The following is a 26,853-nucleotide window of genomic DNA, read 5'->3' as shown; positions in this document are numbered from 1 at the left end:
GCCGGCGACCTCGCCACCCTCCTCGCCGGCAACGACACCTGGATCGTGCCCTGAGGGTGTGACATGCCGACAGGGGCCGCCGGGGACTCCCCCGGCGGCCCCTGGACTTTTCCGCCGCGGGCCGGCGTTACGGTGATCAACGACTTCGTCACCCCCTTCCCCCGGGAGATCCACCGTGAGCATCGCCGTCACCGGAGCCACCGGCCATCTGGGCCGGCTCGTCATCGCCGACCTGCTGGAGCACGGGGTCGCGCCCGGCGAGATCACCGCCGTGGTGCGCGACCCCGACAAGGCCGCCGACCTCGCCGCGGGCGGCGTGCGGGTGCATGTCGCCGACTACGACCGGCCCGAGACGCTCAAGGACGCGTTCGCCGAGGGCGACCGGGTGCTGCTGATCTCCGGCAACGACGTGGGCCGGCGGATCCCGCAGCACACCGCGGTCGTCGAGGCGGCGGCGCGGGCCGGCGTCGCCCAGCTGGCGTACACCGGCATCCTCGGCGGACCGGCGGCCGACTTCACGCTCGGCGACGAGCACCGGGCGACCGAGGAGCTGATCCTCTCCTCGGGGGTGCCGTACACCTTCCTGCGCAACGGCTGGTACACCGAGGTCTACACCGCGAACCTGCCGGCGGTGCTGGAGCACGGCGTGGTGATCGGCAACGCGGGCGAGGGGCGGGTCGCGTCGGCCTCCCGGGCGGACTACGCCGCCGCGGCGGCCGTCGTCCTGACCGGTGAGGGGCACGACAGCCGGGCGTACGAGCTGAGCGGCGACACCGCGTGGAGCTTCGCCGAATACGCAGCGACCGTCGCGGAGCTGTCCGGGCAGCCGGTGGCGTACCAGAACATCAGCGGTGCGGAGCGGCAGGAGATCCTGACCGGCGTCGGGGTGCCCGCGGCGTTCGCGGCGGTGCTGGTGGACGTCGACGAGGCGATCGGGCGGGGGCGGCTGGCCGGTACGACCGGTGAGCTGTCGCAGCTGACGGGGCGTCCGACGACACCGCTGCGGGAGACGGTCGCGCTGGAGCTGCGGGCGCTGGGCGCGCTGAAGGGCGACGCGTAACCGCCGGCTCCGGGCGGCACCACCGGCCGGCGCGGCCGTACGTGCCAGGACCCTGGGAGCGGTGTCAGGACCATTGTGCGATACGGGCCTGGCACCGCGGTCCGCCGACCGCTACCGTCGTCAGGGCCGCAGCACGTCGTACCCGTACGGACCCGCCGCACCGCGTACGGCCGGCGGCACCGGCGCACGGGGAGGATGGCGGACGGCGATGGGCGACAAGCGCGCAGGGCTGGTGTACGGCTTCGCGGCCTACGGACTGTGGGGGCTCTTCCCCCTCTACTGGCCGCTGCTGGAGCCGGCCGGGGCCGGCGAGATCCTGGCGCACCGCATGGTGTGGTCGCTGGTGGTGGTCGGCGTGCTGCTGCTGGTGCTGCGCCGGTGGGCGTGGCTGGCGGAGCTGGTACGGCAGCCGCGCCGGCTGGCGCTGGTGGCGGTCGCGGCGACCGTGGTGTCGGTGAACTGGGGCACGTACATCTGGGCCGTCAACGCCGGGCATGTGGTGGAGACCTCACTCGGCTACTTCATCAACCCGCTGGTCACGATAGGGCTGGCCGTGCTGGTGCTGCACGAGCGGCTGCGGCCGGTGCAGTGGGCGGCGGTCGGCATCGGCGGGGCGGCGGTCGCGGTGCTCGCGTTCGGCTACGGGCGGCTGCCGTGGATCGCGCTCGTGCTGGCCTTCAGCTTCGGCAGCTACGGGCTGGTGAAGAAGAAGATCGCGATGGGCGGGCTGGAGTCGCTGGCCGCCGAGACGTCGGTGCAGTTCCTGCCGGCGCTGGGCTTCCTGCTGGTGCTGGGGGCGCGCGGTGACGCGACGTTCACCGGCCATGGCGCCGGGCACGCGGGGCTGCTGGCGCTCGCCGGGCTGGTCACGGCGGTGCCGCTGGTCTGCTTCGGGATGTCGGCGAACCGGCTGCCGCTGTCCACGCTGGGGCTGCTGCAGTATCTGGCGCCGGTCTTCCAGTTCCTGATCGGGATCCTGCACTTCCACGAGACCATGTCCGGCGAGCAGTGGGTGGGCTTCCTGCTGGTGTGGTCGGCGCTGCTGCTGCTGACCGGCGACGCGCTGCTGGCGGCACGGCGCTCACGGGCCGAGCTGGCGTCGGCCCGGGCGGCTGCGCCGGCGGAGGGCGCGGCGGGCGCGGAGGGGGCCGGGCCGGTGGCGGCTGCGCCGGTGGACGGGGCGGCCTCGGCCGCGGCGGCGGCTGCGCTGCGCGAGGGCGCGTAGCCGGCCGCCCACCGGGGCCGGGGCGGCTCGGGGCACTGTGACATGGCTCGCCTTGACGGCAGATTTCTTGCAGGCGCAATATATGCACATGCATGACTTCACCGGACGGCGCTTCCTCTTCCTCCTCGGCAGCACCCGCGCCGGGGGCAACACCGAGGCGCTGGCCCAGCTGGCGGCGGCCCAGCTGCCGTCCGACGCCGAGCAGCACTGGGTGCGGCTCGCGGAGATGGACCTGCCCGCCTTCACCGACCGGCGGCACGAGGGCGACGGCTACTACCCCTCGCCGACCGGGCCCGCCCGGACGCTGCTGGACGCGACGCTCGACGCGACCGACCTGGTCATCGCCTCGCCGCTGTACTGGTACTCGCTCTCCACGCCCGTCAAGCAGTACCTGGACCACTGGTCGGGCTGGATGCGCGTCCCGGACCTGGACTTCCGGCCCCGGATGGCCGGCCGCACCCTGTGGGGCGTCACCGCCCTCGCCGGCACCGACCACCGCGACGCGGACGCCCTGGCCGGCACGCTCGCCAAGACCGCGCGCTACATGCGGATGGACTTCCGCGGGGTGCTGCTGGGCAGCGCCACCCGCCCCGGCCAGATCGCCGAGGACGAGGACGCGGTGCTGCGGGCGAAGACCTTCTTCACGCCCTGAAGCGCCCGGAAGCGCTCGGAAACGCCCGGAAACGCGTCCGCCCCGTACGGCCGTCGGGCCGTACGGGGCGGACGTCCTACTGCCGGCCCGTCAGGAGAACGAGCAGGTGATGGAACCGTTCGGCGTGGTGATGCCGGACGTGGAATTCGCCGTGAAGCCGAACGTCGTGTTGCCGTCCGGCGCGATCGTGCCGTTGTAGGCGGCGTTGGACACGGTGACCTTGCCGCCGCTGGTGGACTGCGTGCCGTTCCAGATGTTGCTGATGGTCGTGCCGTCCCCTGGTGTCCAGGTCACCTTCCAATGGCTGGAGGGTGATGTGCCGTGGTTCATGACTTCGACCGTGGCCTGGAAACCGCCGCTCCAGGAGCTGTCCACCGAGTAGAGCGCCATGCAGTCGCCGTCGATCGGCGGCATGGTGGTGGGCGGCGCGGAGGTCGGGGGCTGGGACGTCGGCGGCTGCGACGTCGGGGGCTTGGAGGTGGGGGGCTGGGACGTCGGGGGCTGCGAGGTCGGCGGCTGCGTGGTGGGCGGCACCGAGCCGTCACGGATACCGGTGACCTCACCGTGGCCGCCGTCGAAGACGATGTCGGAGCAGGAGAAGAAGTTCTCGTTGCTGTCCGACCGCACCCACTGGATGAACATCAGCGCCGCACCGGAGCGGCCGGCCGGCAGCGCCTGGTCCCAGTAGTAGTGACCGCCGTCCGTGCCGGGCGAGCCCACCGCGGGCGGGTTGGTGCTGGTGCCGATCGACTCCAGGTCCGCCCACGCCAGCGGGGTGGTCGGGGACCAGCCCTGCTTGGTGAGGTAGACATGGAAGGTGCCCGGGTGCGCGGCCCAGTTGCTGTACTGCAGCTGGATCGACGAGCCCGACGTCAGGTGGGTCTTCGGCCAGTCGTCACGGGCGGCGCTGTAGGCGGAGAAGTCGTACGGCGACTTGTTGCCCGCGCTGCAGATGGTGCCGTCCGGCACATAGCCGGACGTACGGCCGCCCGCGTTGGAGTCGAGCACCGCGAACCAGTTGTACAGCGGCGTCGTCCCGCTCTGCGCCACCGCCGCGGCACACGCCGGGTTGGTGGGCTGGAGCGCACCGCTCGGCGTCTGGGCGTCCTTGTAGCACAGATACGTGCGGGAGCCGGGCATCATCGCGACGCCGTGGGCCTGGGCCTCGCCCTGCGTGAGGAAGACGATGCCGAGGGCCGACAGCAGCGTCGCCAGTACGGCGATTAAAGAGAGCTGCCTCTTTTTCTTCACAGGTGGTGACCTTTCCGGCGACGTCCCCGAGGCCGTGGTCCACCGCAGCCGGGTCCTCAGGGGCGGAGTGGGGGGAGAACCGTGAATCCGGGCGCGCACCTATGGGAGCGCTCCCATGACGTGAAGCTAACAGCAGATCAGGAGCGTGTAAACCGTTCGCGCGCTACGCCGTGATGTCGCGGGTGGTGAAGCGGGCCCAGGCGGCGGACCCGAAGGCGGCGGCGTAGACGGCCTGGAGGGCGAGGTTCTTCAGGACACCGGACCATATGACCGGCGCGCGCATCACATCGGCGAAGCTCAGCCAGTAGTGCGGGAACAGGTACGGCTGGATCGCGTGCAACTGCGGGATGTTGTTGACGATCTGCACCGTGATCAGCAGGCCCACCGTCGCCGCCATCGCGCTGATGCCGCTGTCGGTCAGCGTCGAGATGAACAGGCCGAGGGCCGCGAGACCCACCAGCGAGGACGCCACGAGCAGGGCGATCAGCAGCCCGCGCAGGATGCCGTCGGTGAGGGAGACGCTATTGCCGGACAGCAGCGTCACCGAGCCCACCGGGAAGAGGCTGAAGCCCACGATCACCGCGGACAGCACCACCGTCAGCGTCGCCGCGACGCAGAAGGCCAGCACCGAGGCGTACTTGGCCAGCAGCAGCCGGACCCGCCCGGCCGGGGCGACCAGCAGATAGCGCAGGGTGCCGGTCGCGGCCTCACCGGCGATCGAGTCGCCGGCCACCACCCCGATCGACATCGGCAGGAAGAACGGCAGCGTCGCGGCGAGCGAGGCGAAGGCCAGGAACAGGCCGTTGTTGCTGACCTGTTCGAGGAAGGCGGGTCCGCCGCCGTCGTTCCCGGCGACCGAGCCGCCGTTCCTCGTCTCGATCCGGATCGCGATCCCGACCAGCACCGGCACGCCCGCGAGCACCCCGAGCAGCGCGAGGGTGCGCGCCCGGCGGAAGACGGTCAGCAGCTCGGACCGGAAGAGGCCGAGCACCCACGCCGGGCGCACCGCCCGGGGCCCGGGCGCCGGCTCCCCGAGCGGGGTCATGTCCTCCCCCGCGGCGATCGTCGTGTCAGCCTGCGACATTGAAACCCTCTCCCGTCAGGGCCACGAACGCGTCCTCCAGCGAGGCCCGGCGCACCCCGAACGCCCGGACCCGCACCCCCGCGGTGACCAGCGCCGCGTTCAGCTCGACGAGGTCGGGCGGGGTGGCGGGCAACTCGCCGGTGACCTCGCCGGTGTGCGGGTCGGCCAGCAGCTCGCTCACGCCGTGCTCCTCCAGCACCCGGACGGCCTGCGCCGGGTCGGGGGTGGTGACCGCGAGCCGGCCGCGGGTGCCGGCGGCGAGCTCCGCCACCGTCCCCTGGGTGATCAGCCGGCCGCGGGCCATCACCGCGGCATGCGTGCACACCTGCTCGATCTCGTCCAGCAGATGCGAGGACAGGAAGACGGTCGTGCCGTCCTCCGCGAGCTCCCGCACCAGCCCGCGGATCTCGCGCATGCCCTGCGGATCCAGGCCGTTGGTCGGCTCGTCCAGCACCAGCAGCTCACGCGGCTGGAGCAGCGCGGACGCCAGGCCCAGGCGCTGCTTCATGCCCAGCGAATACGCCTTGGCCTTCTTCTGGGCCGCCGCCGACAGGCCCACCCGGTCCAGCGCCGCCGCCACCCGTACCGCCCGGGTGCGGGGGTCGGCGGTCGGGTCGGCCGAGTCGAACCGCAGCAGATTGTCCTGGCCGGACAGGAAGCCGTAGAGCGCGGGGCCCTCGATGAGCGCGCCGACCTTCGGCAGCACCGCGCGGGACGCGCCCGGCATCGGCCGGCCCAGCACCCGGGCGCTGCCCGCGGTCGGCTCGATCAGGCCCATGAGCATCCTGATCGTCGTCGTCTTCCCCGAGCCGTTGGGCCCGAGGAAGCCGAAGACGCTGCCGCGCGGCACCCGCAGGTCCAGCCCGTCGACGGCGAGCGTGCCCCGGTACTGCTTGGCGAGCCCCCGGGTCTCGATCACCACGTCCCCGTCCGGCTCCACGCCACCGCGTGGCGCGGGCACCACGTCGGTGGCAGGCGGCTGGCTCATCGCGCTCCTTGGTCCGTTCGGCGGGTGGTCGTCGTGGGCGGGCGGTGGTGGCCGGCAGGCTGCCGACGCCGGGCCCGCGGGTGGTCGGCCCGCGGGTGGTGCTCCCACCACCTGCGGGTCGTGGCGCCGGGGCCTGCGGGGTCAGTGGGCGTCGGGCCCCCCGGGTCAGTGGGCGGTGGACGCCGCGGACGTCAGGGCGGACTCGTCGACCGCGCCCGCGTACACCGTGCCGTCCTGCGTCAGCAGCACATTGACCAGGCGGGTGTGGAAGAGGGTGCCGGTGCCGAAGGAGCCGGTCACCTGCTTGCCGAAGCCGCCCAGGATCGCGCCGAGCTGGGCCGGGTCGTTCTTGGCCTCGGCACCGGGCTTGCCCGCCTTGCCCGGCCGGCCGTCCTTGCCGTCGAACGGCAGGGTGCCGGAGGGCAGCGCGCCCTTGGTCGAGAAGACCGCGACCGTGTCCCAGCCGGAGCCCACGAACGCCGGCCGGCCTATACCGGCGCCGGCCCTGGGCCCGTTCGGCTCCTGCGTCGCCTTGCCCTCGGTCACCTTCACGCCCTTGCCCGGCGTGAAGTGGAAGGTGCTCGCGGCGGGCTTGGCGAAGCTCACCCGGGTGTAGGCGATGTCGACGATCGCCTTGCCGCCGCCCTTGGGCTCCAGGGTGAACTTCAACGGCACCCCGGTCTTTGCGTCGACGGCGATCCGGAAGGCGCCGATCGTGGAGTCCTGGGCGTACTCGGGGCGGACCTCCAGCACATAGGCGCTGTGGCCGGCGACGCGCGCGGTGCCGTCCGTCGTGATGGCGGACTTCCCGTCGGCGGCCTTCAGTATCTGCTGGGCGGCGGCCTGCGGGGTCGCCGGGAAGTCCTGCGGGAGCTGCCGCGGCTGCGCCTTGTGCTGCTGCTCCTGCGGCAGCGTGGCGTGATACGCCTCGTTGGAGGAGCTGTCGTACGCCCACAGCTGGGTGCCGTCGTGGATCAGGCTGTATTCGGCGGCGGGCTGGATGATGGAGATCTTCTGCCGGTCCGGGCCGTCGGCGGCCACATGCAGGGTGTGGCTGCCGACGAGCAACTGGACGAGCTGGCGCTGCGGCTCGGCGCGCGAGGCGTCGGGCGAGCCGAGGCTCGGCGGGGCCGCGGCGCCGCCGAACAGGCCGCTCGCCGTGGTGCCGGACAGCGCGGAGGGCAGGCCCAGGTCGGTGGTGATCTTGACCGTCCCGTCCACCGTCTGGGTGTCGGACGCGGCGATCTTCGTCAGGAGCTGTTCGGCGGTGAGCGAGGGCAGGGACGGGTCGCCGCTGTCGGCGAGCGCCGGGACCAGGCCGACCGTCGCCGCCGTCACCCCCACGACCGCGGCGGGCACCGCGTACCGCAGTGCCTTGCGGCGGCGGCGCGCCTCCTCGGGCCCACCCGCCTGCGGCTGTTCCGGCTGCGCCGGCTGGATCAGTGCCATTACGTCCCTACCTCCGTCGTCAGCGGCGGTCAGCTGTCGCGCACTCGTCCACTCCCCCGGTCATTGTCGCCCGGTCCGCCCCGAAGTGGTGTGTATCCATGACACCAAATCGGCCGTCCTGTCACATCAGCCCCCGGGCTCAACTTCGCGTACACCAGCGGGATGACGCGCGGCCCTTCCCGTACACGCCCAGGAGTACGGACCCCGACGTTCCTCGGGGTCCTCGGGGTCCTCGGCGTCTTGGGGGTCCTCGGCGTCCTCCCCGTCCTCCGGGTCGCCCGGTCGACGGGGGCTCAGCCCGCCCGGTGGACCGCCGCGTCGCACAGGCCCGCGAGCGCGGCCTTCGCCGGGCACTCCGCCAGCGGGGCCAGCGCGGCACGCGCCTCCTCGGCGTACCGCAGGGAGTCGCGGCGGGCGATGTCGAGCGCGGGGTGGGCCCGCAGCAGGGCCAGGGCCTCGGCGTGCAGCGTGTCGTCGGTCAGGTCGCCGTCGAGGAGCTCGTTGAGCCGGCGGTCGTCGGCGGACACGTCGCCGCCCGCCCGCGCGTACATCTTCCGTACGTGCAGCACCGGCAGCGTCGGGACGCCCTCGCGCAGGTCGGTGCCGGGCGTCTTGCCGGACTCGTGGTGGTCGCTGGCGATGTCGAGGACGTCGTCGGCGAGCTGGAAGGCGATGCCGATGCGCTCGCCGAACTGGGTCAGGGTGTGGACGACCGACTCGCCCGCGCCCGACATCATGCCGCCGAACCGCCCGGAGACGGCCATCAGCGAGCTGGTCTTGCCCGCCAGGACCTCCATGTAGTGGTCCAGCGGGTCGCGGCCGTCGCGCGGGCCGACGGTCTCCAGGATCTGGCCGGTCACCAGCCGTTCGAACGCCTCGGCCTGGACGCGGACCGCCTCGGGGCCGAGGTCGGCGAGGATGTGCGAGGCGCGCGAGAAGAGGAAGTCGCCGGTGAGCACGGCCACCGAGTTGCCCCAGCGGGCGTTGGCGCTGCTCACGCCGCGGCGCGCGTCGGCCTCGTCCATCACGTCGTCGTGGTAGAGCGTGGCCAGGTGGGTGAGCTCCACGACGACGGCGGCCGGGATGACGCCCGGCGCGTGCGGGTCGCCGAACTGGGCGCCGAGCATCACCAAAAGTGGCCGGAAGCGCTTTCCGCCCGCCTGGAGCAAATGCCGGGCGGCGTCCGTGATGAAGGGGACGTCGCTCTTGGTGGCTTCGAGCAGTCCCTCCTCCACCGCGGCGATCCCGGCTCTGAGGTCGGCATCGAGAGCGGGGTCCCACACGCTCAGCCCGAAGGGTGGCCCGACGACGTTCACGAGGGGTGCTCCTGTCGCTGATCTGGCTTGTGGCGCGGTCCTGACGGGGCGCTTCGCGGGCGGCTCCGCTGGCGCTGACGTGGTGCTCGGCTCGGTATTTCCTTACACGGGCAGCCTAGCCGGTCGGCTGTGGATCACCGCCGGGGCATGGCCTTATGCAGGCGGCATGAGCCCGGCATGCTCCTCCTGCCCGACTCCCGGCCGATTCAGGCCCGAGTCAGGCCCGACTCAAGCCCGATCGCGTGCCCCGCTCCTTCCCCGCTTCCTGCCCCCTCACGTGCCCCCGCCGCGCCCCCGCACGCGTCCGCAGGCACGCCGCGGCGTCCCCACGTAGCATCGTCGTGACGGCGTTCCGCGACGGACGGTCACACTCCGCGGCGGGCGCTGGGCGGCGTCCGGGCCACGGGCGAACGTTCATCATCACGTAAGACCGGTCCGTCACGAAGCGACCTAAAATCACGGCATCACCATGTGACATGTCCTCGCATCGGGGTAAGACCCGACGGGAATAAATCCCGCCGGGAATCGCCTGCGAATTGTCGATGAGGAGGTGGATCGATGGCAGCCGAACAGCTGGAACCGCTGGATTTGCTGGAGGACGAGGCGGAAGCCCATGTTCAGGGCGTCTGTTTCAAGACCGGGCCGCCCGTGCGGACCGGGGTGGAGTTGGAGTGGCTCGTGCATGACCGCTCCGATCCGCGAATGCTGATATCCGCCGACCGGTTGCACGCGGCCCTCGCGCCGGTCGAAGTCCCCGGTGGAATGCCCCGGGGCAGCACAATCACCCGCGAACCCGGTGGCCAGGTGGAGCTGAGCTCCCCGCCGGCCGGTTCGCTCCCCGCCTGCGTCGAGGCGATGGCCGTGGACCTCGCGGCCCTGCGCCGGGCGATGGACCGGGCGGGACTGGTCCTCGTCGGCCGCGGGCTTGACCCGTACCGCGATCCCCCCAGGCTGCTGGACGCACCGCGCTATCGGGCGATGGAACGTTTCTTCGACCGCGAGGGCCCCTGGGGCCGGGCCATGATGCGGCGTACGGCGTCGCTCCAGGTCAACCTGGACGGCGGTGACGACTCGCACGGGATCACCGGCTACCGGCGGCGCTGGGAGCTGGCGCACCGGCTCGGCCCGGTCCTGGTCGCGGCCTTCGCGAACTCGCCGCTCAGCGACGGGCGCCCGACCGGCTGGGTCTCCACCCGGCAGGCGACCTGGGCCGCGATGGACCCCGGCCGTACCCGGCCGCCCGCCCATGCCCCCGACCCGCGCAGCGCCTGGGCGCGTTACGCGCTGGACGCGCAGGTGCTGTGCGTACGCGTCCCGGAGACCGCCGCCGAGCTCACCCCCGAGCTTGCCGGCCTCCCCCCGGACGGCGTAACCGGCGGCGTAACCGGCGGCGCCGCCGACTGGACCGCGCCGCCCGGCCTCACCTTCCGCGGGTGGCTGCGCGGCGACGCGCCCGCGCTGCGCCGCCCGACGCTCGACGACCTCGACTACCACCTCAGCACCCTCTTCCCCCCGGTCAGACCGCGGGGCTGGCTGGAACTGCGGATGGTGGACGCCCAGGACGGCGACGCGTGGGTGGTGGCCACCGCACTCGCGGCGACCCTGCTGGACGACCCGGTCGCCGCCGACGCCGCCTTCGCGGCCACCGAAGCGCTGTGCCCGCACGGGCCGCTTCCCCCCGACGACATCTGGCGGCGCGCCGCCCGGACCGGCCCGGCCGACCCGGAACTCGGCAAGGCCGTCCGCGCCTGCTTCCTCGCCGCGGAGAGCGCCCTCGCGCGCGCCGCCGCGCCCGTGGCCCTGCGTACGGCGGTCTCCGCCTTCGCCGAGCGCTACGCCGATCGCGGCCGATGTCCCGCACACGACCAGTTGGACGCGCTGACGCGCGTCTGACCCTCCGAAAGGTTCGTCGTGACAGACCCACGCACCACCACCGGCACGCCCCGGAACGCGACCACTTCCGCCGCATCCGGCACTTCAGCCACTCCCACCCCTTCCGCCCCGCGCACACCGGCCCCGGCACCGGCGTCGACCCCGGCTCCGGCTCCGGCTCCGGCTCCGGCTCCGGCCCCGGCTCCGGCCGCCGGTACGCCCGCCGCGCGGGCCCTGGCCGCCCTGGAGGCGGCCCGGCGCCGTACCGAACTGCTCACCGACGCCGTCGACGAGGCCGACCTCCTCGCCCAGCACTCCCCCCTGATGTCGCCGCTCGTGTGGGACCTGGCCCACATCGGCAGCCAGGAGGACCTGTGGCTGGTCCGCGAGGCGGGCGGGCGGCCGGGACTGCGCCCCGACCTCGACCACGTCTACGACGCTTTCCGGACACCGCGCGCCGACCGCCCCGCCCTGCCGCTGCTCAGCCCTGAGCAGGCCCGCGCGTACCTCGCTGCGGTGCGCGAGCAGACCGCCGACGTCCTCGCCACCGTCGACACCTCACCCGAACAGCCGGACCGGCTGCTGGCCGGCGCGTTCGTCTTCGGCATGCTCGCCCAGCACGAGCAGCAGCACGACGAGACGATGCTGGCCACCCACCAGCTGCGCAGCGGCCCGCCCGTCCTGGACGCGCCCGCCCCGCCGCCCGCGCCCGCCGACGCGGCCCTGCTCCCGTCCGAGGTCCACATACCCGGCGGCCCCTTCACCATGGGCACCAGCACCGAGCCGTGGGCCCTGGACAACGAACTGCCCGCGCACCAGGTGGACGTGCCGGGCTTCTGGCTGGACACCGTGCCGGTCACCAACGGCGCCTACGCGGAGTTCATCGCCGCCGGCGGCTACGACGACCCGGTGTGGTGGACGCCCGAGGGCTGGGCGCACGTCCGGGAGGCGGGGCTGGAGGCGCCGCTGTTCTGGGAGCGGGACGGCGAGGGCTGGACGCGGCGGGTCTTCGGCCGCACCGAGCCGGTCGCCGCCGACGAGCCCGTGGTGCACGTGTGCTGGTACGAGGCCGACGCGTACGCCCGCTGGGCCGGCCGGCGGCTGCCGACCGAGGCCGAGTGGGAGAAGGCCGCCCGGCACGACCCGGCGACCGGCCGCTCGCGCCGCTACCCGTGGGGCGACGCCGAGCCCGGCCCGGAGCACGCCAACCTCGGCCAGCGCCATCTGCGCCCGGCGCCCGCCGGCAGCTACCCGCAGGGGGCTGCGCCGAGCGGCGCCCGGCAGCTGCTGGGCGACGTGTGGGAGTGGACGTCGTCCGACTTCGCCCCCTACCCCGGTTTCGCCGCCTTCCCCTACAAGGAGTATTCGGAGGTCTTCTTCGGCCCCGACTACAAGGTGCTGCGCGGCGGTGCCTTCGGCGTCTCGCCGGTCGTGGCCCGCGGCACCTTCCGCAACTGGGACTACCCCATCCGCCGGCAGATCTTCGCCGGCTTCCGCACCGCCCGCGACGAGGAGCCCGCCGAGCGGCAGGCCGACCCCGCGCCGGGTGCGGGGCGCGGCTGATGTGCCGGCACCTGGCCTACGTCGGCCCGCCGGTGCCGCTGGACCGGCTGCTGCTACGGCCCGCGCACGGCCTGTACGAGCAGTCCTGGCGGCCCCGGCGGCAGCGCTACGGCACGGTCAACGCCGACGGCTTCGGCGTCGGCTGGTACCCGCTGCCGGCGGCGCGGAACCCCGCGCAGGACGGCACCCCGGACGGGGACGAGGCGGATACGGGCGGGGACGGCTTCGTCGAGCCGGTGCGCTACCGGCGGGCCGTGCCCATCTGGGCGGACACCAACCTCGCCGAGTTCGCCCCGGCGATCCGCAGCGGCGCGGTCCTGGCCGCCGTGCGCTCGGCGACCGAGGGCACGACGCAGGACGAGTCGGCCGCCGCGCCCTTCCGGGACGGCCGCTGGCTGTTCAGCCACAACGGCGCCGTACGGGACTGGACGCGGCTGCCGACCGGCCTGAGCGAGGCCGAGCTCCTGGGCCTGGAGACCCGCAGCGACTCGGGGGTGCTGTGGGCGATGCTCAGCGCCCTGCTGCGCCAGGGGCAGCCGCCGGGCCTCGCGCTCGCCTCCGTCGTCCGGCGGGTCGCCGCGGCGCGCCCGCAGGCCCGGCTGAACCTGCTCCTCACCGACGGCCGCGTCATCGCGGCCACCACGTGGGGCGACACCCTCTGGTACCGCACGGGCCCGGGCGCGGTGCTGGTCGCCTCGGAGCCGGACGAGCAGCCGACGACCGCGGAGCCGGGAGCGTACGGGAGCACGTACCGGCGCCCGCACGGGGACGGGGACGGGTCGGGCGGCGCGCACGGGCGCCCGTACGGGACCGGGACCGGGCTCGGGGCCGGGATCGGGATCGGGAGCGGCTTCGGGGAGTGGCGGGAGGTCCCCGACCGCTCGCTGCTGCTGGCCACGACCGCGGGGGTACGGATCATCGCGCTGCGCCCCCCGGGGCCGGCCGACCGCACGGGCGCCCGCACGGACGCCCGTCAGGAGAGCAAGGACCGCAAGGAGCGACACCGTATGGCCGAGAGCCGCTTCACCCTCGACGACCGGCTGCCCGCCGGCTACTTCACCGACTCCCTGCACGCCGACGTCCGCGCGGGCCTGGCCGAACGGCCGCGGACCCTGCCGCCCAAGTGGTTCTACGACAAGCGCGGCAGCGACCTGTTCGAGGAGATCACCCGGCTGCCCGAGTACTACCCGACCCGGGCCGAGCAGGAGATCCTGGTCCGGCGCGCCCCCGAGATCGCCGCGCTCACCCGGGCGGCCACCCTCGTCGAGCTGGGCTCGGGCTCCTCCCGCAAGACCCGGCTGCTGCTGGACGCCCTCACCGCCGGCGGCACATTGCGCCGGTACGCGCCTCTCGACGTGAGCGGAGCGGCCCTCGCGGAGGCCGGGGAGGCGATCTGCCGCGACTACCCGGGCCTGGAAGTCACCGCGACCGTCGCCGACTTCGAGGCCGGGCTGCCGCTGTCCGACGAGCCCGGGCCGCGCCTGCTGGCCTTCCTCGGCAGCACGATCGGCAACTTCGACCCGGCCCAGCGGCAGGCCTTCTACCGCATGCTGGCCCTCTCCCTCACCAGCGACGACGTGCTGCTCCTCGGCGCGGACCTGGTCAAGGACCCGCGGGTGCTGGTGCGGGCGTACGACGACGAGCAGGGCGTCACCGCGGAGTTCGACAAGAACGTCCTGCACGTGCTCAACCGGGAGCTGGGCGCCGACTTCGACGTGGACGCCTTCGACCACGTGGCGGTGTGGAACGCCGAGCAGGAGCGCATCGAGATGCGGTTGCGCTCGCGCGCGGCGCAGACGGTGAAGATCCCGGAACTGGACCTGAGCCTGTCGCTGGACGCGGGCGAGGAGGTGCGCACGGAGCTGTCGTGCAAGTTCCGCCGCGAGTCGCTGACGGCGGAGCTGCACGCCGGGGGCTTCACGGTACGGCAGTGGTGGACGGACCCGGAGGAGCGGTTCGCGCTGCTGATGGCGGTGCCGAACTAGCCTTTGCCGGGCTGGCTTTGGGGGCGCGGGGGCTGGACCCCCGCGCCCCCTCAGCTGGTGGAGGGACGGCCGCGGCGGCCGAGGGTGGTGACGACGTCCAGCAGGTGCTCGGTGAGCAGATGGCCGCGCCCGAGGTTGCTCGTGCACCACGCGAGGGCCCGCTGGTAGACGGGCAGGGCCTCGCTGTCGAGGGCCCGCCGCAGCGGCTCGGCCTGCGTCAACTCCCGGTGTATCCGCACCATTCGCTCGCCGTCGGTGACCCCGGGCGGCCGGTACGCGGCCACGGTCTCGGGTGACAGGGCCAGGAAGGCGCGCAGGCCCGACTCCGGTACGGTCGCATCCGCGAGCGCTGCCCGCGAGTCCACCGCCAGCAGGCCGACGACGGGGAAGTCCGGAGGGTGCCGCAACTCGACGTAGGACAGCGCCCGTTCGCACAGGCCCACCCCGGTCGGGGCGTCGTCGGTACGCAACAGGTGGCGGCCGGCGCGGGAGTAGAGCCGGGCGTCGTCGGCGTTGTCGTCCTCGGGCCGGATCCTGTCCGCCAACTTCAATACGTGCGCGGCGAGTCGGTCCTCGTCGACGCTGCCGCGGCGCGGCGAGACCGACTCCTCCTCCTCGTACGCGGCCAGCAGCGCGCGCTCCGCGAGGGCCCGCCCCCCGGGGTCGCTGTTGCCCACCGGGTTCCATGACACCGACGTGAGGCTGACGTAGCGGCGCGTCCAGTTCACCCGGGCGGTGCCGCCGCTGTGCAGCGATCCCAGCGTCCTGGCGAGCAGTTCGGGCGGCCACAGCGTTTCGAGGATGTCGAAGGACACCTCCTCCCGCAGCCACAGCAGCAGCTCCATGAGCTGCGCGCGGATCTCCTCGGGCTCCCACGCCGCGGGCTGCGGCCGACCGCTCGGCGCGGGGGCCGCGGGCGGCGGGGCGAGCGGAGGGAAGGTCCCGAGCGGCGGGCCGACCGGCGGGGCGGGGACGCCGCCCTGCGCCGCCTCGGGGCGTGGCGCGGGGGCCGGGTCCGGGTCCGGGAGAAGTTCGCCGGGGCGGAACCAGTCGATCTCCGGGGTGCCGATCGCGTCGTAGAAGCCGGGGGCCAGGGCGAAGGAGGTCACGGGGGTGACGACGAGGTCGATCGCGCGGTCGTAGCTGTCGGTCGGGTCGCGGGTGAGGGTGACGAGGCCGCACAGCGTGTCGCCGTCGAAGATGGCGGCACCGCATCCCAGGACGCTCACGCCGAGCGGGCCGAGGTAGTGCGTGACGTGGCGCACCGGCGTGGGCGGGGCGTCGCCGTGGCTGATGGTCAGCTCGGTGGACTCCGCCCGCACGGTGGTGCGTTCGATGCGCGGAGAGGTCTGCGGCGGCACCGGAAGGACGGATTCGGTATAGGTCGCCATGATCGCCGCCGTCACGGCGTAGGAGGCGTCCTCGGCTGCGACATGGCCCCAGCTCAAGGAGGCCACGCGCGGACGGTCGGCGGTCGGCCCGACGAGGCGGTACAGCAGGGCGTCGCCGGACTCCGACACCAACGTGGCGTTCGCACGGCTGGAGTCGGCGAACTCCACCACCGACGTCCGGAGTTCGTTGTGAGCCGGGTCGCCCATGTCCGCGGTCAGGACCAGGCCGTCCGCGACCAGGTAGCCGGTCGTGACCTCACCGGCAGGAGTATGCACCCCGACCACGTACTCCTTCGCCGGGTGCGGCGGCCCCACCGCGTCGGGCCCGGGCGCCGTCCCCGGCGCGGCGAGCGCCACCTCGGCGAACGGCGAACCGCCCCGCGGCAGCGGCAGCGTGCCCGTGCGGGAGGCGATGACGGCCGGGAAGTCGAGGGAGCGGCCCAGGCGCGGGGTGATGAAGTCGGTCACCGCGTCGATCGTGCGGCGGGCGCTGGTCGCCGGGACGACCATGCGCAGGAGGTGCCGCACCTCGGGGTCGAAGGTGAAGACGTCGAAGCCGGCGAGCGGTTCGTCGAGCCGCATCAGGCCGCTCAGCAGCACCTCGGCGAGGCACGAGGGACTGCTGCCGGGGAGTGCGGCGGCCTGGACGACGCGCATGACGGGGAGAGTGAGGGGGTCCACCGAGGCGAGGTGCGCGGCGAGTTCGTACGCCTCGGGGCTGACGGTCTCCTGGAAGGCGAGCAGCCGCTTGGTGGCGGCGGGGCCGGACTTGGCGCCGGGCGGCGGCGGTTGGGCGGTGTGTACGGGCGGCGCGGCGGCGTCCACGACGTGGAGCGTGGCGCTGCCGCCGTGCGAGGCGATCAGCGCGGCCCAGGGGCCGAGCGACCAGTCGCCCAACTCCAGCACCGGCACCGGAAGTTGCAGGGGTGTCGCCAAGTGCGGTGGGAGCCAGGGGTCGTAGGCGCGCAGCGCCGGGTTGGCCGGGGCGGGACGGTTCGTGCGGACCCGTAGCCTCTCCGCGGGCAGCGCGGTGCCGGACCACAGGCGCAGGGGGAGGGGCTGGAGTACGGCGGTGGGGGCCTTGCGGGCCCAGGCGGCGAGGGTGCGGTGGGCGGCGCCGGTGCGCCAGGCGGGGCCGACGCCGTCGGTGACGGCGAGGACGGCGGTGCGGTTGCCGTCCACGACGGCGGAGTTGACCGCGGTGGAGGCGAAGCCGACCCGGCGGACGGTGCGGAAGATGCCGGATGTGCCGAGGACGCGGGTGAGTTCGGCGAGGGTGTCCTGCCAGACGCGCAGCGCGAGGCCGTCGTCGACGGCGAGGACGAGGTCGAGCCAGCGGGCCCGTTCGGGGCGTAGGACGATGTCGGTGCCGCCGGTGTCGGCGATGGTCTCGGCGGTCGCGGCCTCGTCGAGCTCGAAGCGGTGCAGGGAGGACACCCGGCGCTTGAGCGGGCGCAACGCCCGTACGAGAGCGAGGGGGTTGGGGAGGCCGGGCACGCCGGGCACGCGGACGGCGGCGGCTCCGGTGCCGGGCCGGGTGTCGGTGAGGGCGTAGACGGAGTGCCGGAAGGGCGCGGGCGACGGGCCGTAGACGCCGCCGGGCCGGGCGGCCTCGCCGGGTGGCGTACGGGCCGGGCTGCGGCCCGGGGCCGGCGCGGGCTCCGGGTCGTCGGGCCCGTCGTAGGCGGCGGCTTCGGGCGGTTCCGCGGCCTCGGGCCCGGAGTCGGGCGGCGGGTGCGGCCCGGCGGCCCGTACGGCGGGCTGCTGCTCCACCGCCTCCGGTACGGGCGCGGCCTGCTCCGGCTGCCGGGCGGCCAGGGCCAGCCACAGTGCGTCTGCCAACTCCCCCGGCGTCAGGTCGAGTCCGGCTCCGGCGAGGGCGGCCCGCAGCCGGGGCAGCGAGTCGGCGGCGAGGTGCGGGCGGCGGCCTCGCCCGGGCTCACCGCCCGCCCCCGTCGCGGAGTTCACGCAGCACCGCCTCCCGCAGATGGCGGGCGTCGGGCTGGACGCCCTGGCGCAACAGGTGCACGGCGTGCAGGAGTTGGTCGGTGGCCAGGCCGCCGAGGTCGCGGCGGACGACGAAGGACTCGATGAGCTCGCACACCTTGGGCCAGTGCTCGGCCAGGACGTCGGGGCCGGCCTCGGCGAAGTGGGCCCGCACGATGTCCTGGAGCTGCTGCCGTCCGGGGTCGGGCAGTTCGAGGCGGACGCAGCGGCGCAGGAAGGCGGGCGGGAACTCGCGTTCGCCGTTGCTGGTGATGACGACGAACGGGAAGTCGGCGCAGCGCACGGTGCCGCGGTGGACGGTGACGCGCTCCTGCGAGCCCTCGGTGAAGACGGCGACGCCGTCCGGGCTCTCGGGCAGCCGGGCCAGTTCGGGGATGGTGAACTCCCCTTCCTCCAGGACGTGGAGGAGGTCGTTGGGCAGGTCGACGTCGCTCTTGTCGAGCTCGTCGATGAGCAGCAGCCGCGGCCGACCCTCGTGCCGGGTGGCCAGCGCGGTGCCGAGCGGCCCGAGGCGGACGTAACTGCCCACCCCGGCGGAGGCGTTGGGCTCGTGGTCGGCGCCGGGCGCCGGGGCCTCGCCGCGCAGCCGGCCGATCGCGTCGTAGCGGTAGAGCGCGTCGGTGAGCGTGGAGCGGGTGTTGACCGGCCACACCAGCACCGGCCCGAGGCCGAGTTCGTCGGCGACGGCGTAGGCGAGCGAGGACTTGCCGGTGCCGGGGTTGCCGGTCACGAGCAGCGGACGGCGCAGCCGCAGCGCCGCGTTGACGACCTCGACCTGCTCCGGGCCGATGAGGTAGGGGCGTTCGGCGCGTGCGGTGCCGTCCGGGCGGGGGCGGCGCCAGGGCGGCGGTTCGGGCAGCGCGACATCGTCGGGGTAGTGCTCCCCCGTGCCCCGGAAGAGGCGTTCCGTCCGCGGCTCGGTGGGCTCGCCGGTCACTGGGCTCCGCCTTTCGTCGTCACGTGGGGGTCGTGCGTGGTCGGCCGGTCGCGCGGTACGGGTTCGCTGAGGCCCGCGGTGCGCGGATCCCAGCGCGGGTCCTCCCACAGCAGGGCGAGGTGCGCGCCGAGCATGCGCTCGTCGTGCCGGGCCTTGAGGCGGCGCAGCCGGACCTCCTCGCGCAGCGAGTGCCGCCAGTCGTCGCCGACGAGGCCGAGCAGCGCCTCGGCGCCGCCCTCGCCGTGCCGGTGCCACAGCACGACGGGGACGCCGTGGTGGCGGCACAGCCGGACGACGGGATCGACCTCGGCGGGCGCGCAGTCCGCGACGACGAGGGCGGCGTCGAGGTTCGCGCCGAGCAGGTCGTCGGCGCTGTCGGCGTCGCCGACGACCTTCGCCGGCGAGCCGAGGCTGCCCCAGCGCCGCTCCCAGGGCCCGCGGGAGGGCTGCCGCTGGCCGCGCAGGACGACGACGTGGTCGGCGCCGAGCAGCCGCGGGCGCAGGTCGGGGACGGGGAGGGGCCAGCGGTCGAAGGGCAGCCCGAACGAGCCGTGCTCCAGCAGGAACTCCACGCCCGCGTTGTCGCCCTGGTCGGCCAGCATCCGTACGGCGTCGGACAGTTCGCGGCACAGCTCGTCGTGGCCGCGGGGGACGTCCACGGCGGACCAGGTGTGCAGCGGGCGGTCGTCGCCGTCGTAGAGCCGGATGACGTAGCTGAAGGCGTCCCTGCCGCGCTCCCACAGCCACACCCGCACCACCGGCCGGGTCGCAGAACGCCCGTGCGCGCGGGCCTTGGCGTCGGCCCTGACCTGCTCCAGCGCACCGGGCCGCACCCGCAGCCGCTCCGCGACCCGCCCGCTCCACTCGCGCAGGTCCTCGCGCACGTCGGGGCGGGCTGCCGCGGCCTCCTCCACGACCTGGAGCAGCGGCGGCATCACCCCGGGATCGGCGGCCCGGTCCTCCAACTGGTCCAGCAGCGCGGCGGTGTCGGGCACGCGGTCGGCGTACAGCGGCAGATACGGTACGGCGGCGCGGGCGGCGGCCAGCAGCTCCGGCAGGGCCACGGCGGCGAGCAGCGCGGTGAGGTGGGCGTGGTCGTGCGGTCCGAGCAGCCGTACGGGGCGGGCGCGCAGCACGGCGGAGGTCAACTCGCGCTCGACGTAGTCGCCTTCGGGGGCGGCGGGGTCGGTGAAGGCGTCCCGGAGGGCGGGCAGGCCGCGCGGGTGGGCGAGGGCGGCGGTGACGGTGTCCTGGCGGGAGCGGTGGGGGTCGTGCGGGAGGCCGAGCGCCCACGACAGCCGGACGCTGCCGCGGGTGTGCCGCTCGGCGTCCAGGGTGGTCAGGGCGCCGGTGAGGCGGCTGTGCAGCAGGTTGCGCCGCGGGTCGGGTGGGGTGGACAGGGTGGACGGGGCGGGTGGGGTGAGGCCGGCGGCGGTGAGCAGGGCGCGGACGGGGTCGGGGCCGATCGCGTAGTAGCGGGGGAAGTCGGGCTCGACGCTGACCATGACGCCGATGAGGGTGCGGGACGCGGAGTCCCACAGGGGGCCTCCGCTGTAGCCGCGGCGCACCGCGAGCCGGGCGCTGCCGGGGTCGAGCAGCAGCCAGGGGCCGAGGGGCTTCTGCACCAGGACGTCGACGACGCTGCGTTCGTCGCCGTTGGCGTACCAGGCCCATGCCTTGCCGCCGAGCGGCGCGTCGCCGACGCGTACCGGCGTGACCGCCGGGGCGCCCGGGGGGAGCCGCAGCAGCGCGAGGTCGCCCTCCCAGGGGCCGGGCCTGGCGCCCAGTCGGGGGGCCTCCCAGCGCAGCAGCTCCGGGCGGTACGCGGCGCCGGGGAGCGCGGGGAGGGTGAGCAGGACGCCGTCCAGGTCGGTCTCGGTGGGCTCGGCGGCGGCGAACTCCAGGCGTCCGAGCGCGAGGTTGACGACATGCGCGCAGGTGAGCACGACGCCGGGCGCGACGACGACGCCCGCACCGGCGGGCACCTCGGCTCCGGCTCCGTACACCGACACCCACGCGTCGAGCACGGGCGCATCCGGATCCCCCATGGGGCTCCACTGTGCCAGAACCGGCCCCCGGGCTCCGTGAGTTCGTTCAAGGTGGGGCGTGGCGACGGGGGTGGGGTCGGGGACGCTCCGGGGGGTACCTCCTCGGACTGCGCACATGACGTCTTGCGTATCCGGTGCCGTCCTGCGTGCGCAGTCCTGCGGGGGCACCCCCCGGATCCTCCCCTTCTGTCCGTCCAACCTGTGACGGTGGGTGGGTGGCGGGTGCCTTCTGCGCTGGGTGACGCCGTCCCCTGGAACCGGGTGGGGTGACGCCGCCCTGGAACCCGATGGGGCCGGGTAGCGTTCTCCCTAAGCGGGACGTCAACCCGCAAAGGGGGCAAGGGTGTTCGGTGCGGAGATCGCTGTCGGGTACGTGTTCGCGTGGGCGGTGCGCAAGTTGCGGCGGGTGGCGGGGCCGGCTGATCAGCTGGTGGACGAGGCGTTGGACGCGACCGTCGAGCGGGTCTATGACGTGGTGACCGCGCGGCTGGGGGGTGAGCGGGCGCTGGCCCGCGTCGAGGAGGAGGCACAGTCCGGGGCGGCGGAGCTGTCGCCCGCCAATCGCCAGTTGCTGCAACTGACCCTGGAGGACGAGGCCAGGCGCGACGACGGGTTCGCCGCGCAGTTGGCGGAGGCGGTCGAGGCCGCCCAGGCGGCGGAGGCGCAGCACGGGCCGCTTGTCGCCACGGGCAAGGGGATCGTGGTGGGCGGCAACGTCGACATCAAGGCCGAGGATGGTTCCATGGCCGCCTTGCAGATGGGGGACGTGCACTTCAACGCTCCCCCGAAGCCGACTGCGACCTGAGAACGACGCACCGCGGGGTGCCGGGCCCGAAAAGCGGCCGGCACCCCGCGGTGTGATGGGCTCAGCGGACGAAGACGCCCGCCTTGTCGGCCAGGTCCAGGAAGTACTGGGGTGCCAGGCCCAGGACCAGCGTGACGGCGACGCCGAGGGCGATCGCCGTGGACGTCAGGGCGGAGGGGACCGCCACCGTGGGGCCGTCCGGGCGGGGCTCGCTGAAGAACATCAGCACGATCACCCGGATGTAGAAGAACGCCGCGATCGCCGACGAGATCACGCCGACGATGACCAGCGGCATCGCGCCGCCCTCGGAGGCGGCCTTGAAGACCGCGAACTTCCCCGCGAAGCCGGACGTCAGCGGGATGCCGGCGAAGGCGAGCAGGAAGACCGCGAAGACCGCCGCGACCAGCGGGGAGCGCCGGCCGAGGCCCGCCCAGCGGGACAGGTGCGTCGCCTCGCCGCCCGCGTCGCGCACCAGGGTGACGACGGCGAAGGCGCCGAGCGTCACGAAGGAGTAGGCGGCGAGGTAGAAGAGCACCGACGAGATGCCGGACGGCGTGGTCGCGATGACGCCGGCGAGGATGAAGCCGGCGTGCGCGATCGAGGAGTACGCCAGCAGCCGCTTGACGTCGGTCTGCGTCACGGCGATGACCGCGCCGGCCAGCATGGTCACGATCGCCACGCCCCACATGACCGGCCGCCAGTCCCAGCGCATGCCGGGCAGGACGACGTACAGCAGCCGCAGCAGCGCGCCGAAGGCGGCGACCTTGGTGGCGGAGGCCATGAAGCCGGTGACGGGCGTCGGGGCGCCCTGGTAGACGTCGGGGGTCCACATGTGGAAGGGCACCGCGCCGACCTTGAACAGCAGGCCCATCGCGACCATCGCCAGGCCGATGAGCAGCAGCGCGTCGTTGCCGGTGGTGTCGGCGAGCGCCGGGGTCATCGGGGCGGTGCCGTCGACGACGGAGGCGATGCCGGCGTACGAGACCGTGCCGGCGTAGCCGTACAGCAGGGCGATGCCGAACAGCAGGAAGGCCGAGGAGAAGGCGCCCAGCAGGAAGTACTTGACCGCGGCCTCCTGGGACATCAGGCGGTTGCGGCGGGCCAGCGCGCACAGGATGTACAGCGGCAGCGAGAAGACCTCCAGCGCCACGAACAGCGTCAGCAGGTCGTTGGCGGCCGGGAAGACGAGCATGCCGCCGATGGCGAACATCAGCAGCGGGAAGACCTCGGTGCTGGTGAAGCCGGCCCGCACCGCGGCCTGTTCCTGCTCGCTGCCGGGGATCGCGGAGCCCTGGGCGGCGAAGGAGTCGACGCGGCTGCCGTGTGCGCGGGGGTCGAGCCGGCGCTCGGCGAAGGTGAACAGCGCGACCAGGCCGACCAGCAGGATCGTGCCCTGGAGGAAGAGGGCCGGGCCGTCGACGGCGACCGCGCCCATGGCCGCGATGTGGGCCTTGGTGGTGCCGTAGCCCTTCTCGGCGAGCGCGACGGTCGCGGCGAAGGCCGCGGCCAGGCCGACCGCGGCGACGGCGACCTGGGCGGTGTAGCGGTTCTTCCGGGGCACGAACGCCTCGACCAGCACGCCGAGCGCCGCGATCCCGAAGACGATCAGGACCGGGGAGAGCTGGGCGTACTCGATGTGCGGGGCGGGGAACTTGTCGGCGGGTGCCGCCACCGTCCACAGGCTGTGGACGGCCGTCCCGGTGAGGGATGCGCTCACTTCTTCGCCTCCAGCGCGGGCTTGGGGTCGGTCTTGTGCACGTCGGAGAGCGTGTGGTGCACCGACGGGTTGACGATGTCGGTGATCGGCTTGGGATAGACGCCGAGGAACAGCAGCAGGGCGATCAGCGGGGCGACGACGAGCAGTTCGCGTGCCTTGAGGTCGGCCATGCCCTCGATGCCGGCCTTGACCGGGCCGGTCATCGTGCGCTGGTAGAGCACCAGCACGTAGAGCGCGGCGAGCACGATGCCGAGGGTGGCGATGATGCCGAGCACCGGGTAGCGGCTGAACGTGCCGACCAGGACCAGGAATTCACTGACGAAGGGCGCGAGGCCCGGCAGCGACAGGGTCGCGAGGCCGCCGATCAGGAAGGTGCCGGCGAGCACCGGGGCGACCTTCTGCACACCGCCGAAGTCGGCGATCAGGCGCGAGCCGCGGCGGGTGATGAGGAAGCCGGCGACCAGCATCAGCGCGGCGGTGGAGATGCCGTGGTTGACCATGTAGAGCGTGGCGCCGGACTGGCCCTGGCTGGTCATCGCGAAGATGCCCAGGATGATGAAGCCGAAGTGCGACACGGACGCGTAGGCGATCAGCCGCTTGATGTCGCGCTGGCCGACGGCGAGCAGCGCCCCGTAGATGATGCTGATCACCGCGAGCACCAGGATCACCGGCGTGGCCCACTTGGACGCGTCGGGGAACAGCTGGAGGCAGAAGCGCAGCATCGCGAAGGTGCCGACCTTGTCGACGACCGCGGTGATCAGCACGGCGACCGGCGCGGTGGACTCGCCCATCGCGTTGGGCAGCCATGTGTGCAGCGGCCACAGCGGGGCCTTGACGGCGAAGGCGAAGAAGAAGCCGAGGAACAGCCAGCGTTCGGTGTCGGTGGCGATGTCGAGCTTGCCGGCGCCGCGGGCGGCGAGGATCTCCTGGAGGGAGAAGGTGCCGGTGCCGAGCTGGTCGGCGGTCACGGTGTACAGGCCGATGACCGCGGCCAGCATGATCAGGCCGCCGGCGAGGTTGTAGAGCAGGAACTTCACCGCCGCGTACGAGCGTTGGCGCGCGGCCTCCTCCTCGCCGCCCGCGTGGGCGCGGTCGCCGAAGCCGCCGATGAGGAAGTACATCGGGATGAGCATGGCTTCGAAGAAGATGTAGAAGAGGAAGACGTCGGTGGCCTCGAAGGAGAGCACCACCATGGCCTCGACGAGCAGGATCAGCGCGAAGAAGCCCTGCGTGGGCCGCCAGCGCCGGTTGGTGTCCTCCAGCGGGTCGGCGTCGTGCCAGCCGGCGAGCATCACGAACGGGATGAGCAGCGCGGTCAGCGCGATGAGGGTCACCGCGATGCCGTCGACGCCCAGTTCGTAGCGCAGCCCGAAGTCCTTGATCCAGGCGTGCGATTCGGTGAGCTGGTAGCGGTCGCCGTCCGGGTCGAAGCGGACCAGGGCGACGATCGCGAGCACGAGCGTGGCGAGCGAGAAGAGCAGGGCCGTGTATTTGGCGGCGGTCTTCCGTGCCGCCGGCACCGCCGCGGTGATGACCGCGCCGGCGGCCGGCACCACGGCCGTCACGGTCAGAAGGGGAAAGGACATCGTCAGACCGCCCTCATCAGAAGAGTCGCGGCCACCAGCACCGCGGTGCCGCCGAGCATCGAGACGGCGTACGAGCGCACGTAGCCGTTCTGCAGCTTGCGGAGCCGCCCGGACAGGCCGCCGACGGAGGCGGCGGTGCCGTTGACGACGCCGTCGACCAGGGAGTGGTCGAGGTAGACCAGCGTGCGGGTCAGGTGCTCGCCGCCGCGGACCAGCACGACGTGGTTGAAGTCGTCCTGGAGCAGGTCGCGGCGGGCCGCCCGGGTCAGCAGCGAGCCGCGCGGCGCGACCGCAGGGACGGACCGGCGCCCGTACATCAGCCAGGCGATGCCGACGCCGATGACCAGGCACACCATGGTCGCGGCGGTGACGGTGCCGGCGCTGACCGGGGAGTCGCCCTCGCTGTGGCCGGTGACCGGCTCCAGCCAGTGCACGAAGCGGGAGTTGAGGCTGAAGAGCGCACCGGCGAAGACCGAGCCGAAGGCCAGGATGATCATGGGGATGGTCATCGAGGACGGCGACTCGTGCGGGTGCGGCTCATGGCCCTCGGCGTCCGGCTGCCAGCGCTTCTCGCCGAAGAACGTCATGAGCATCACGCGGGTCATGTAGAACGCGGTGATCGCCGCGCCCAGCAGGGCCGCGCTGCCGAGGATCCAGCCCTCGGTGCCGCCCTTGGCGTAGGCGGCCTCGATGATCTTGTCCTTGGAGAAGAAGCCGGACAGGCCCGGGAAGCCGATGATCGCCAGGTAGCCGAGGCCGAAGGTGATGAAGGTGATCGGCATGTATTTGCGCAGGCCGCCGTAGCGGCGCATGTCGACCTCGTCGTTCATGCCGTGCATGACCGAGCCGGCGCCGAGGAAGAGGCCGGCCTTGAAGAAGCCGTGGGTGACCAGGTGCATGATCGCGAAGACGTAGCCGATCGGGCCGAGGCCGGCTGCCATGATCATGTAGCCGATCTGCGACATCGTCGATCCGGCGAGCGCCTTCTTGATGTCGTCCTTCGCGCAACCGACGATCGCACCGAACAGCAGCGTGACCGCGCCGACGGTGACCACCGCGGTCTGCGCGTCGGGCGCGGCGTTGAAGATCGCCCCGGAGCGGGTGATGAGGTAGACGCCCGCGGTCACCATGGTGGCGGCGTGGATGAGGGCGGAGACCGGGGTCGGGCCCTCCATCGCGTCGCCGAGCCAGGACTGCAGCGGCACCTGGGCCGACTTGCCGCACGCGGCGAGCAGCAGCATGAAGCCGATACCGGTGACCGTGGCGTGCTGGGTGGCCGAGGCGTCCTGCGCCTTGGGCAGCACGTCGGCGAAGGCGAACGAGCCGAAGGTGGTGAACATCAGCATGATCGCCACCGACAGGCCGATGTCGCCGACCCGGTTGACGATGAACGCCTTCTTCGCCGCGGTCGCCGCGCTGGGCTTGTGCTGCCAGAACCCGATGAGCAGGTACGAGGCCAGGCCCACGCCCTCCCAACCGGCGTACAGCAGGAAGTAGTTGTCGGCGAGCACCAGCAGGAGCATCGCCGCGAGGAAGAGGTTGAGGTAGCCGAAGAAGCGGCGGCGGCGTTCGTCGTGCGCCATGTAGCCGATCGAGTAGACGTGGATGAGCGTGCCCACCCCGGTGATCAGCAGCACGAACGTCATCGACAGCTGGTCGAGCTGGAAGCCGACCTGGGCCTGGAAGCCGTCGACCGGCACCCAGGTGAACAGGTGGGAGTGCAGGGCGCGTTGGTCGGCGTCCTTGCCCAGCATGTTGACGAACAGGACCGCGCCGAAGACGAAGGACAGCAGCGAGAGCAGCGTGCCGAGCAGGTGGCCGGTGCGGTCCAGCCGCCGGCCGCCGGTCAGCAGCACGCCCGCGCCGAGCAGCGGCGCCGCGACGAGCAGTCCGATCAGGGTTTCCACTTCGCGCAGC

The 26,853-nt window shown here is 73.4% G+C and carries 18 protein-coding genes and 1 pseudogene; 8 read left to right on the top strand and 11 right to left on the bottom strand.

Translation table 11 applies throughout. From position 1 onward, the window contains the following. Positions 1 to 175: 175 nt before the first annotated feature. The 3 genes from HCN08_RS30775 to HCN08_RS30765 all read left to right on the top strand — a co-directional run bounded on the left by HCN08_RS30775 (position 176) and on the right by HCN08_RS30765 (position 2,937). Positions 176 to 1,060 (top strand): SDR family oxidoreductase, encoded by an 885-nt coding sequence (locus HCN08_RS30775; RefSeq protein ID WP_167986584.1) that lies wholly within the window; start codon positions 176 to 178, stop codon positions 1,058 to 1,060. A 208-nt stretch (positions 1,061 to 1,268) separates the two neighbouring features. Next, positions 1,269 to 2,285 carry an EamA family transporter RarD gene (gene rarD, locus HCN08_RS30770; protein WP_167986583.1) on the top strand — a complete coding sequence of 339 codons (1,017 nt, stop codon included), beginning with the start codon at positions 1,269 to 1,271 and terminating at the stop codon, positions 2,283 to 2,285. An 88-nt stretch (positions 2,286 to 2,373) separates the two neighbouring features. Next, positions 2,374 to 2,937: a flavodoxin family protein gene (locus HCN08_RS30765; protein WP_167986582.1), complete on the top strand. Its 564-nt coding sequence runs from the start codon at positions 2,374 to 2,376 to the stop codon at positions 2,935 to 2,937. 90 nt (positions 2,938 to 3,027) lie between these two features. Here the strand turns inward: HCN08_RS30765 and HCN08_RS30760 are convergent, their stop codons facing one another. The 5 genes from HCN08_RS30760 to HCN08_RS30740 form a co-directional block, all read right to left on the bottom strand. Continuing rightward, positions 3,028 to 4,188 carry a lytic polysaccharide monooxygenase gene (locus HCN08_RS30760; RefSeq protein WP_167986581.1) on the bottom strand — a complete coding sequence of 387 codons (1,161 nt, stop codon included), beginning with the start codon at positions 4,186 to 4,188 and terminating at the stop codon, positions 3,028 to 3,030. Between the two features lie 163 nt (positions 4,189 to 4,351). Further along, positions 4,352 to 5,272 (bottom strand): ABC transporter permease, encoded by a 921-nt coding sequence (locus HCN08_RS30755; RefSeq protein ID WP_167986580.1) that lies wholly within the window; start codon positions 5,270 to 5,272, stop codon positions 4,352 to 4,354. After that, entirely contained in the window at positions 5,259 to 6,260 is a 1,002-nt protein-coding gene (locus HCN08_RS30750; protein ID WP_167986579.1) for an ABC transporter ATP-binding protein, read from the bottom strand. Before HCN08_RS30750 ends, HCN08_RS30755 begins: the two co-directional genes overlap by 14 nt. Before the next feature lie 165 nt (positions 6,261 to 6,425). Next, positions 6,426 to 7,709: a LolA family protein gene (locus HCN08_RS30745; protein WP_167986578.1), complete on the bottom strand. Its 1,284-nt coding sequence runs from the start codon at positions 7,707 to 7,709 to the stop codon at positions 6,426 to 6,428. A 293-nt stretch (positions 7,710 to 8,002) separates the two neighbouring features. Next, positions 8,003 to 9,025 (bottom strand): polyprenyl synthetase family protein, encoded by a 1,023-nt coding sequence (locus HCN08_RS30740; protein ID WP_167986577.1) that lies wholly within the window; start codon positions 9,023 to 9,025, stop codon positions 8,003 to 8,005. A gap of 558 nt (positions 9,026 to 9,583) precedes the next feature. On the opposite strand from HCN08_RS30740, the gene egtA reads away from it, so the two are divergent. The 4 genes and pseudogenes from egtA to egtD all read left to right on the top strand — a co-directional run bounded on the left by egtA (position 9,584) and on the right by egtD (position 14,445). Continuing rightward, entirely contained in the window at positions 9,584 to 10,918 is a 1,335-nt protein-coding gene (gene egtA, locus HCN08_RS30735; protein ID WP_167986576.1) for an ergothioneine biosynthesis glutamate--cysteine ligase EgtA, read from the top strand. Positions 10,919 to 11,131: 213 nt separating this feature from the next. Continuing rightward, positions 11,132 to 12,460 (top strand): ergothioneine biosynthesis protein EgtB, encoded by a 1,329-nt coding sequence (gene egtB, locus HCN08_RS30730; RefSeq protein ID WP_167986594.1) that lies wholly within the window; start codon positions 11,132 to 11,134, stop codon positions 12,458 to 12,460. After that, positions 12,460 to 13,047 (top strand): annotated as a pseudogene (locus HCN08_RS35870) (class II glutamine amidotransferase); the annotation flags it as partial. The gene egtB and the pseudogene HCN08_RS35870, both read left to right, overlap by 1 nt. A gap of 420 nt (positions 13,048 to 13,467) precedes the next feature. After that, positions 13,468 to 14,445, top strand: a complete 978-nt coding sequence (gene egtD, locus HCN08_RS35865) for an L-histidine N(alpha)-methyltransferase (RefSeq protein ID WP_167986593.1) — start codon at positions 13,468 to 13,470, stop codon at positions 14,443 to 14,445. A 50-nt stretch (positions 14,446 to 14,495) separates the two neighbouring features. Here the strand turns inward: egtD and HCN08_RS30715 are convergent, their stop codons facing one another. Genes HCN08_RS30715 through HCN08_RS36310 form a run of 3 tightly spaced genes read right to left on the bottom strand, consistent with a single transcriptional unit; the run spans position 14,496 to position 20,828 of the window. Next, on the bottom strand, positions 14,496 to 17,804 hold the full coding sequence (locus HCN08_RS30715) for an SAV_2336 N-terminal domain-related protein (protein WP_167986575.1): 3,309 nt from the start codon (positions 17,802 to 17,804) through the stop codon (positions 14,496 to 14,498). Further along, a complete protein-coding gene (locus HCN08_RS30710; protein ID WP_167986574.1) occupies positions 17,776 to 18,780 on the bottom strand; it encodes an AAA family ATPase in 1,005 nt (334 codons plus the stop codon). The genes HCN08_RS30715 and HCN08_RS30710 overlap by 29 nt, the downstream gene beginning before the upstream one ends. After that, complete coding sequence (locus tag HCN08_RS36310) at positions 18,777 to 20,828, bottom strand: VMAP-C domain-containing protein (protein WP_167986573.1); 2,052 nt, start codon at positions 20,826 to 20,828, stop codon at positions 18,777 to 18,779. The genes HCN08_RS30710 and HCN08_RS36310 overlap by 4 nt, the downstream gene beginning before the upstream one ends. 343 nt (positions 20,829 to 21,171) lie before the next feature. Here HCN08_RS36310 and HCN08_RS30700 point away from each other — a divergent pair, with 343 nt between their 5' ends. Further along, entirely contained in the window at positions 21,172 to 21,633 is a 462-nt protein-coding gene (locus HCN08_RS30700; protein WP_167986572.1) for a chromosome partitioning protein, read from the top strand. 61 nt (positions 21,634 to 21,694) lie between these two features. On the opposite strand, the gene nuoN is transcribed toward HCN08_RS30700, so the two are convergent. Genes nuoN through nuoL form a run of 3 tightly spaced genes read right to left on the bottom strand, consistent with a single transcriptional unit; the run spans position 21,695 to position 26,843 of the window. Then, a complete protein-coding gene (gene nuoN, locus HCN08_RS30695; protein WP_167986571.1) occupies positions 21,695 to 23,350 on the bottom strand; it encodes an NADH-quinone oxidoreductase subunit NuoN in 1,656 nt (551 codons plus the stop codon). Further along, positions 23,347 to 24,936: an NADH-quinone oxidoreductase subunit M gene (locus tag HCN08_RS30690; protein ID WP_167986570.1), complete on the bottom strand. Its 1,590-nt coding sequence runs from the start codon at positions 24,934 to 24,936 to the stop codon at positions 23,347 to 23,349. Before HCN08_RS30690 ends, nuoN begins: the two co-directional genes overlap by 4 nt. A 2-nt stretch (positions 24,937 to 24,938) precedes the next feature. Next, positions 24,939 to 26,843: an NADH-quinone oxidoreductase subunit L gene (gene nuoL / locus HCN08_RS30685; RefSeq protein WP_167986569.1), complete on the bottom strand. Its 1,905-nt coding sequence runs from the start codon at positions 26,841 to 26,843 to the stop codon at positions 24,939 to 24,941. Between the last annotated feature and the right edge of the window lie 10 nt (positions 26,844 to 26,853).

The sequence above is a fragment of the Actinacidiphila epipremni genome (assembly GCF_012034175.1).
Taxonomy (GTDB): domain Bacteria; phylum Actinomycetota; class Actinomycetes; order Streptomycetales; family Streptomycetaceae; genus Actinacidiphila; species Actinacidiphila epipremni.
The sequence above is the reverse complement of the archived record's forward strand: the minus strand, read 5'-3'. Positions and strand labels throughout refer to the sequence as shown.

Excerpts from the sequence above, each read along its gene's own strand:
- rarD (WP_167986583.1), top strand. The coding sequence starts at position 1,269 with ATGGGCGACAAGCGCGCAGGGCTGGTGTACGGCTTCGCGGCCTACGGA.
- HCN08_RS30765 (WP_167986582.1), top strand. The coding sequence starts at position 2,374 with ATGCATGACTTCACCGGACGGCGCTTCCTCTTCCTCCTCGGCAGCACC.
- HCN08_RS30755 (WP_167986580.1), bottom strand. The coding sequence starts at position 5,272 with ATGTCGCAGGCTGACACGACGATCGCCGCGGGGGAGGACATGACCCCG.
- HCN08_RS30750 (WP_167986579.1), bottom strand. The coding sequence starts at position 6,260 with ATGAGCCAGCCGCCTGCCACCGACGTGGTGCCCGCGCCACGCGGTGGC.
- HCN08_RS30745 (WP_167986578.1), bottom strand. The coding sequence starts at position 7,709 with ATGGCACTGATCCAGCCGGCGCAGCCGGAACAGCCGCAGGCGGGTGGG.
- egtA (WP_167986576.1), top strand. The coding sequence starts at position 9,584 with ATGGCAGCCGAACAGCTGGAACCGCTGGATTTGCTGGAGGACGAGGCG.
- egtD (WP_167986593.1), top strand. The coding sequence starts at position 13,468 with ATGGCCGAGAGCCGCTTCACCCTCGACGACCGGCTGCCCGCCGGCTAC.
- HCN08_RS36310 (WP_167986573.1), bottom strand. The coding sequence starts at position 20,828 with ATGGGGGATCCGGATGCGCCCGTGCTCGACGCGTGGGTGTCGGTGTAC.
- HCN08_RS30690 (WP_167986570.1), bottom strand. The coding sequence starts at position 24,936 with ATGTCCTTTCCCCTTCTGACCGTGACGGCCGTGGTGCCGGCCGCCGGC.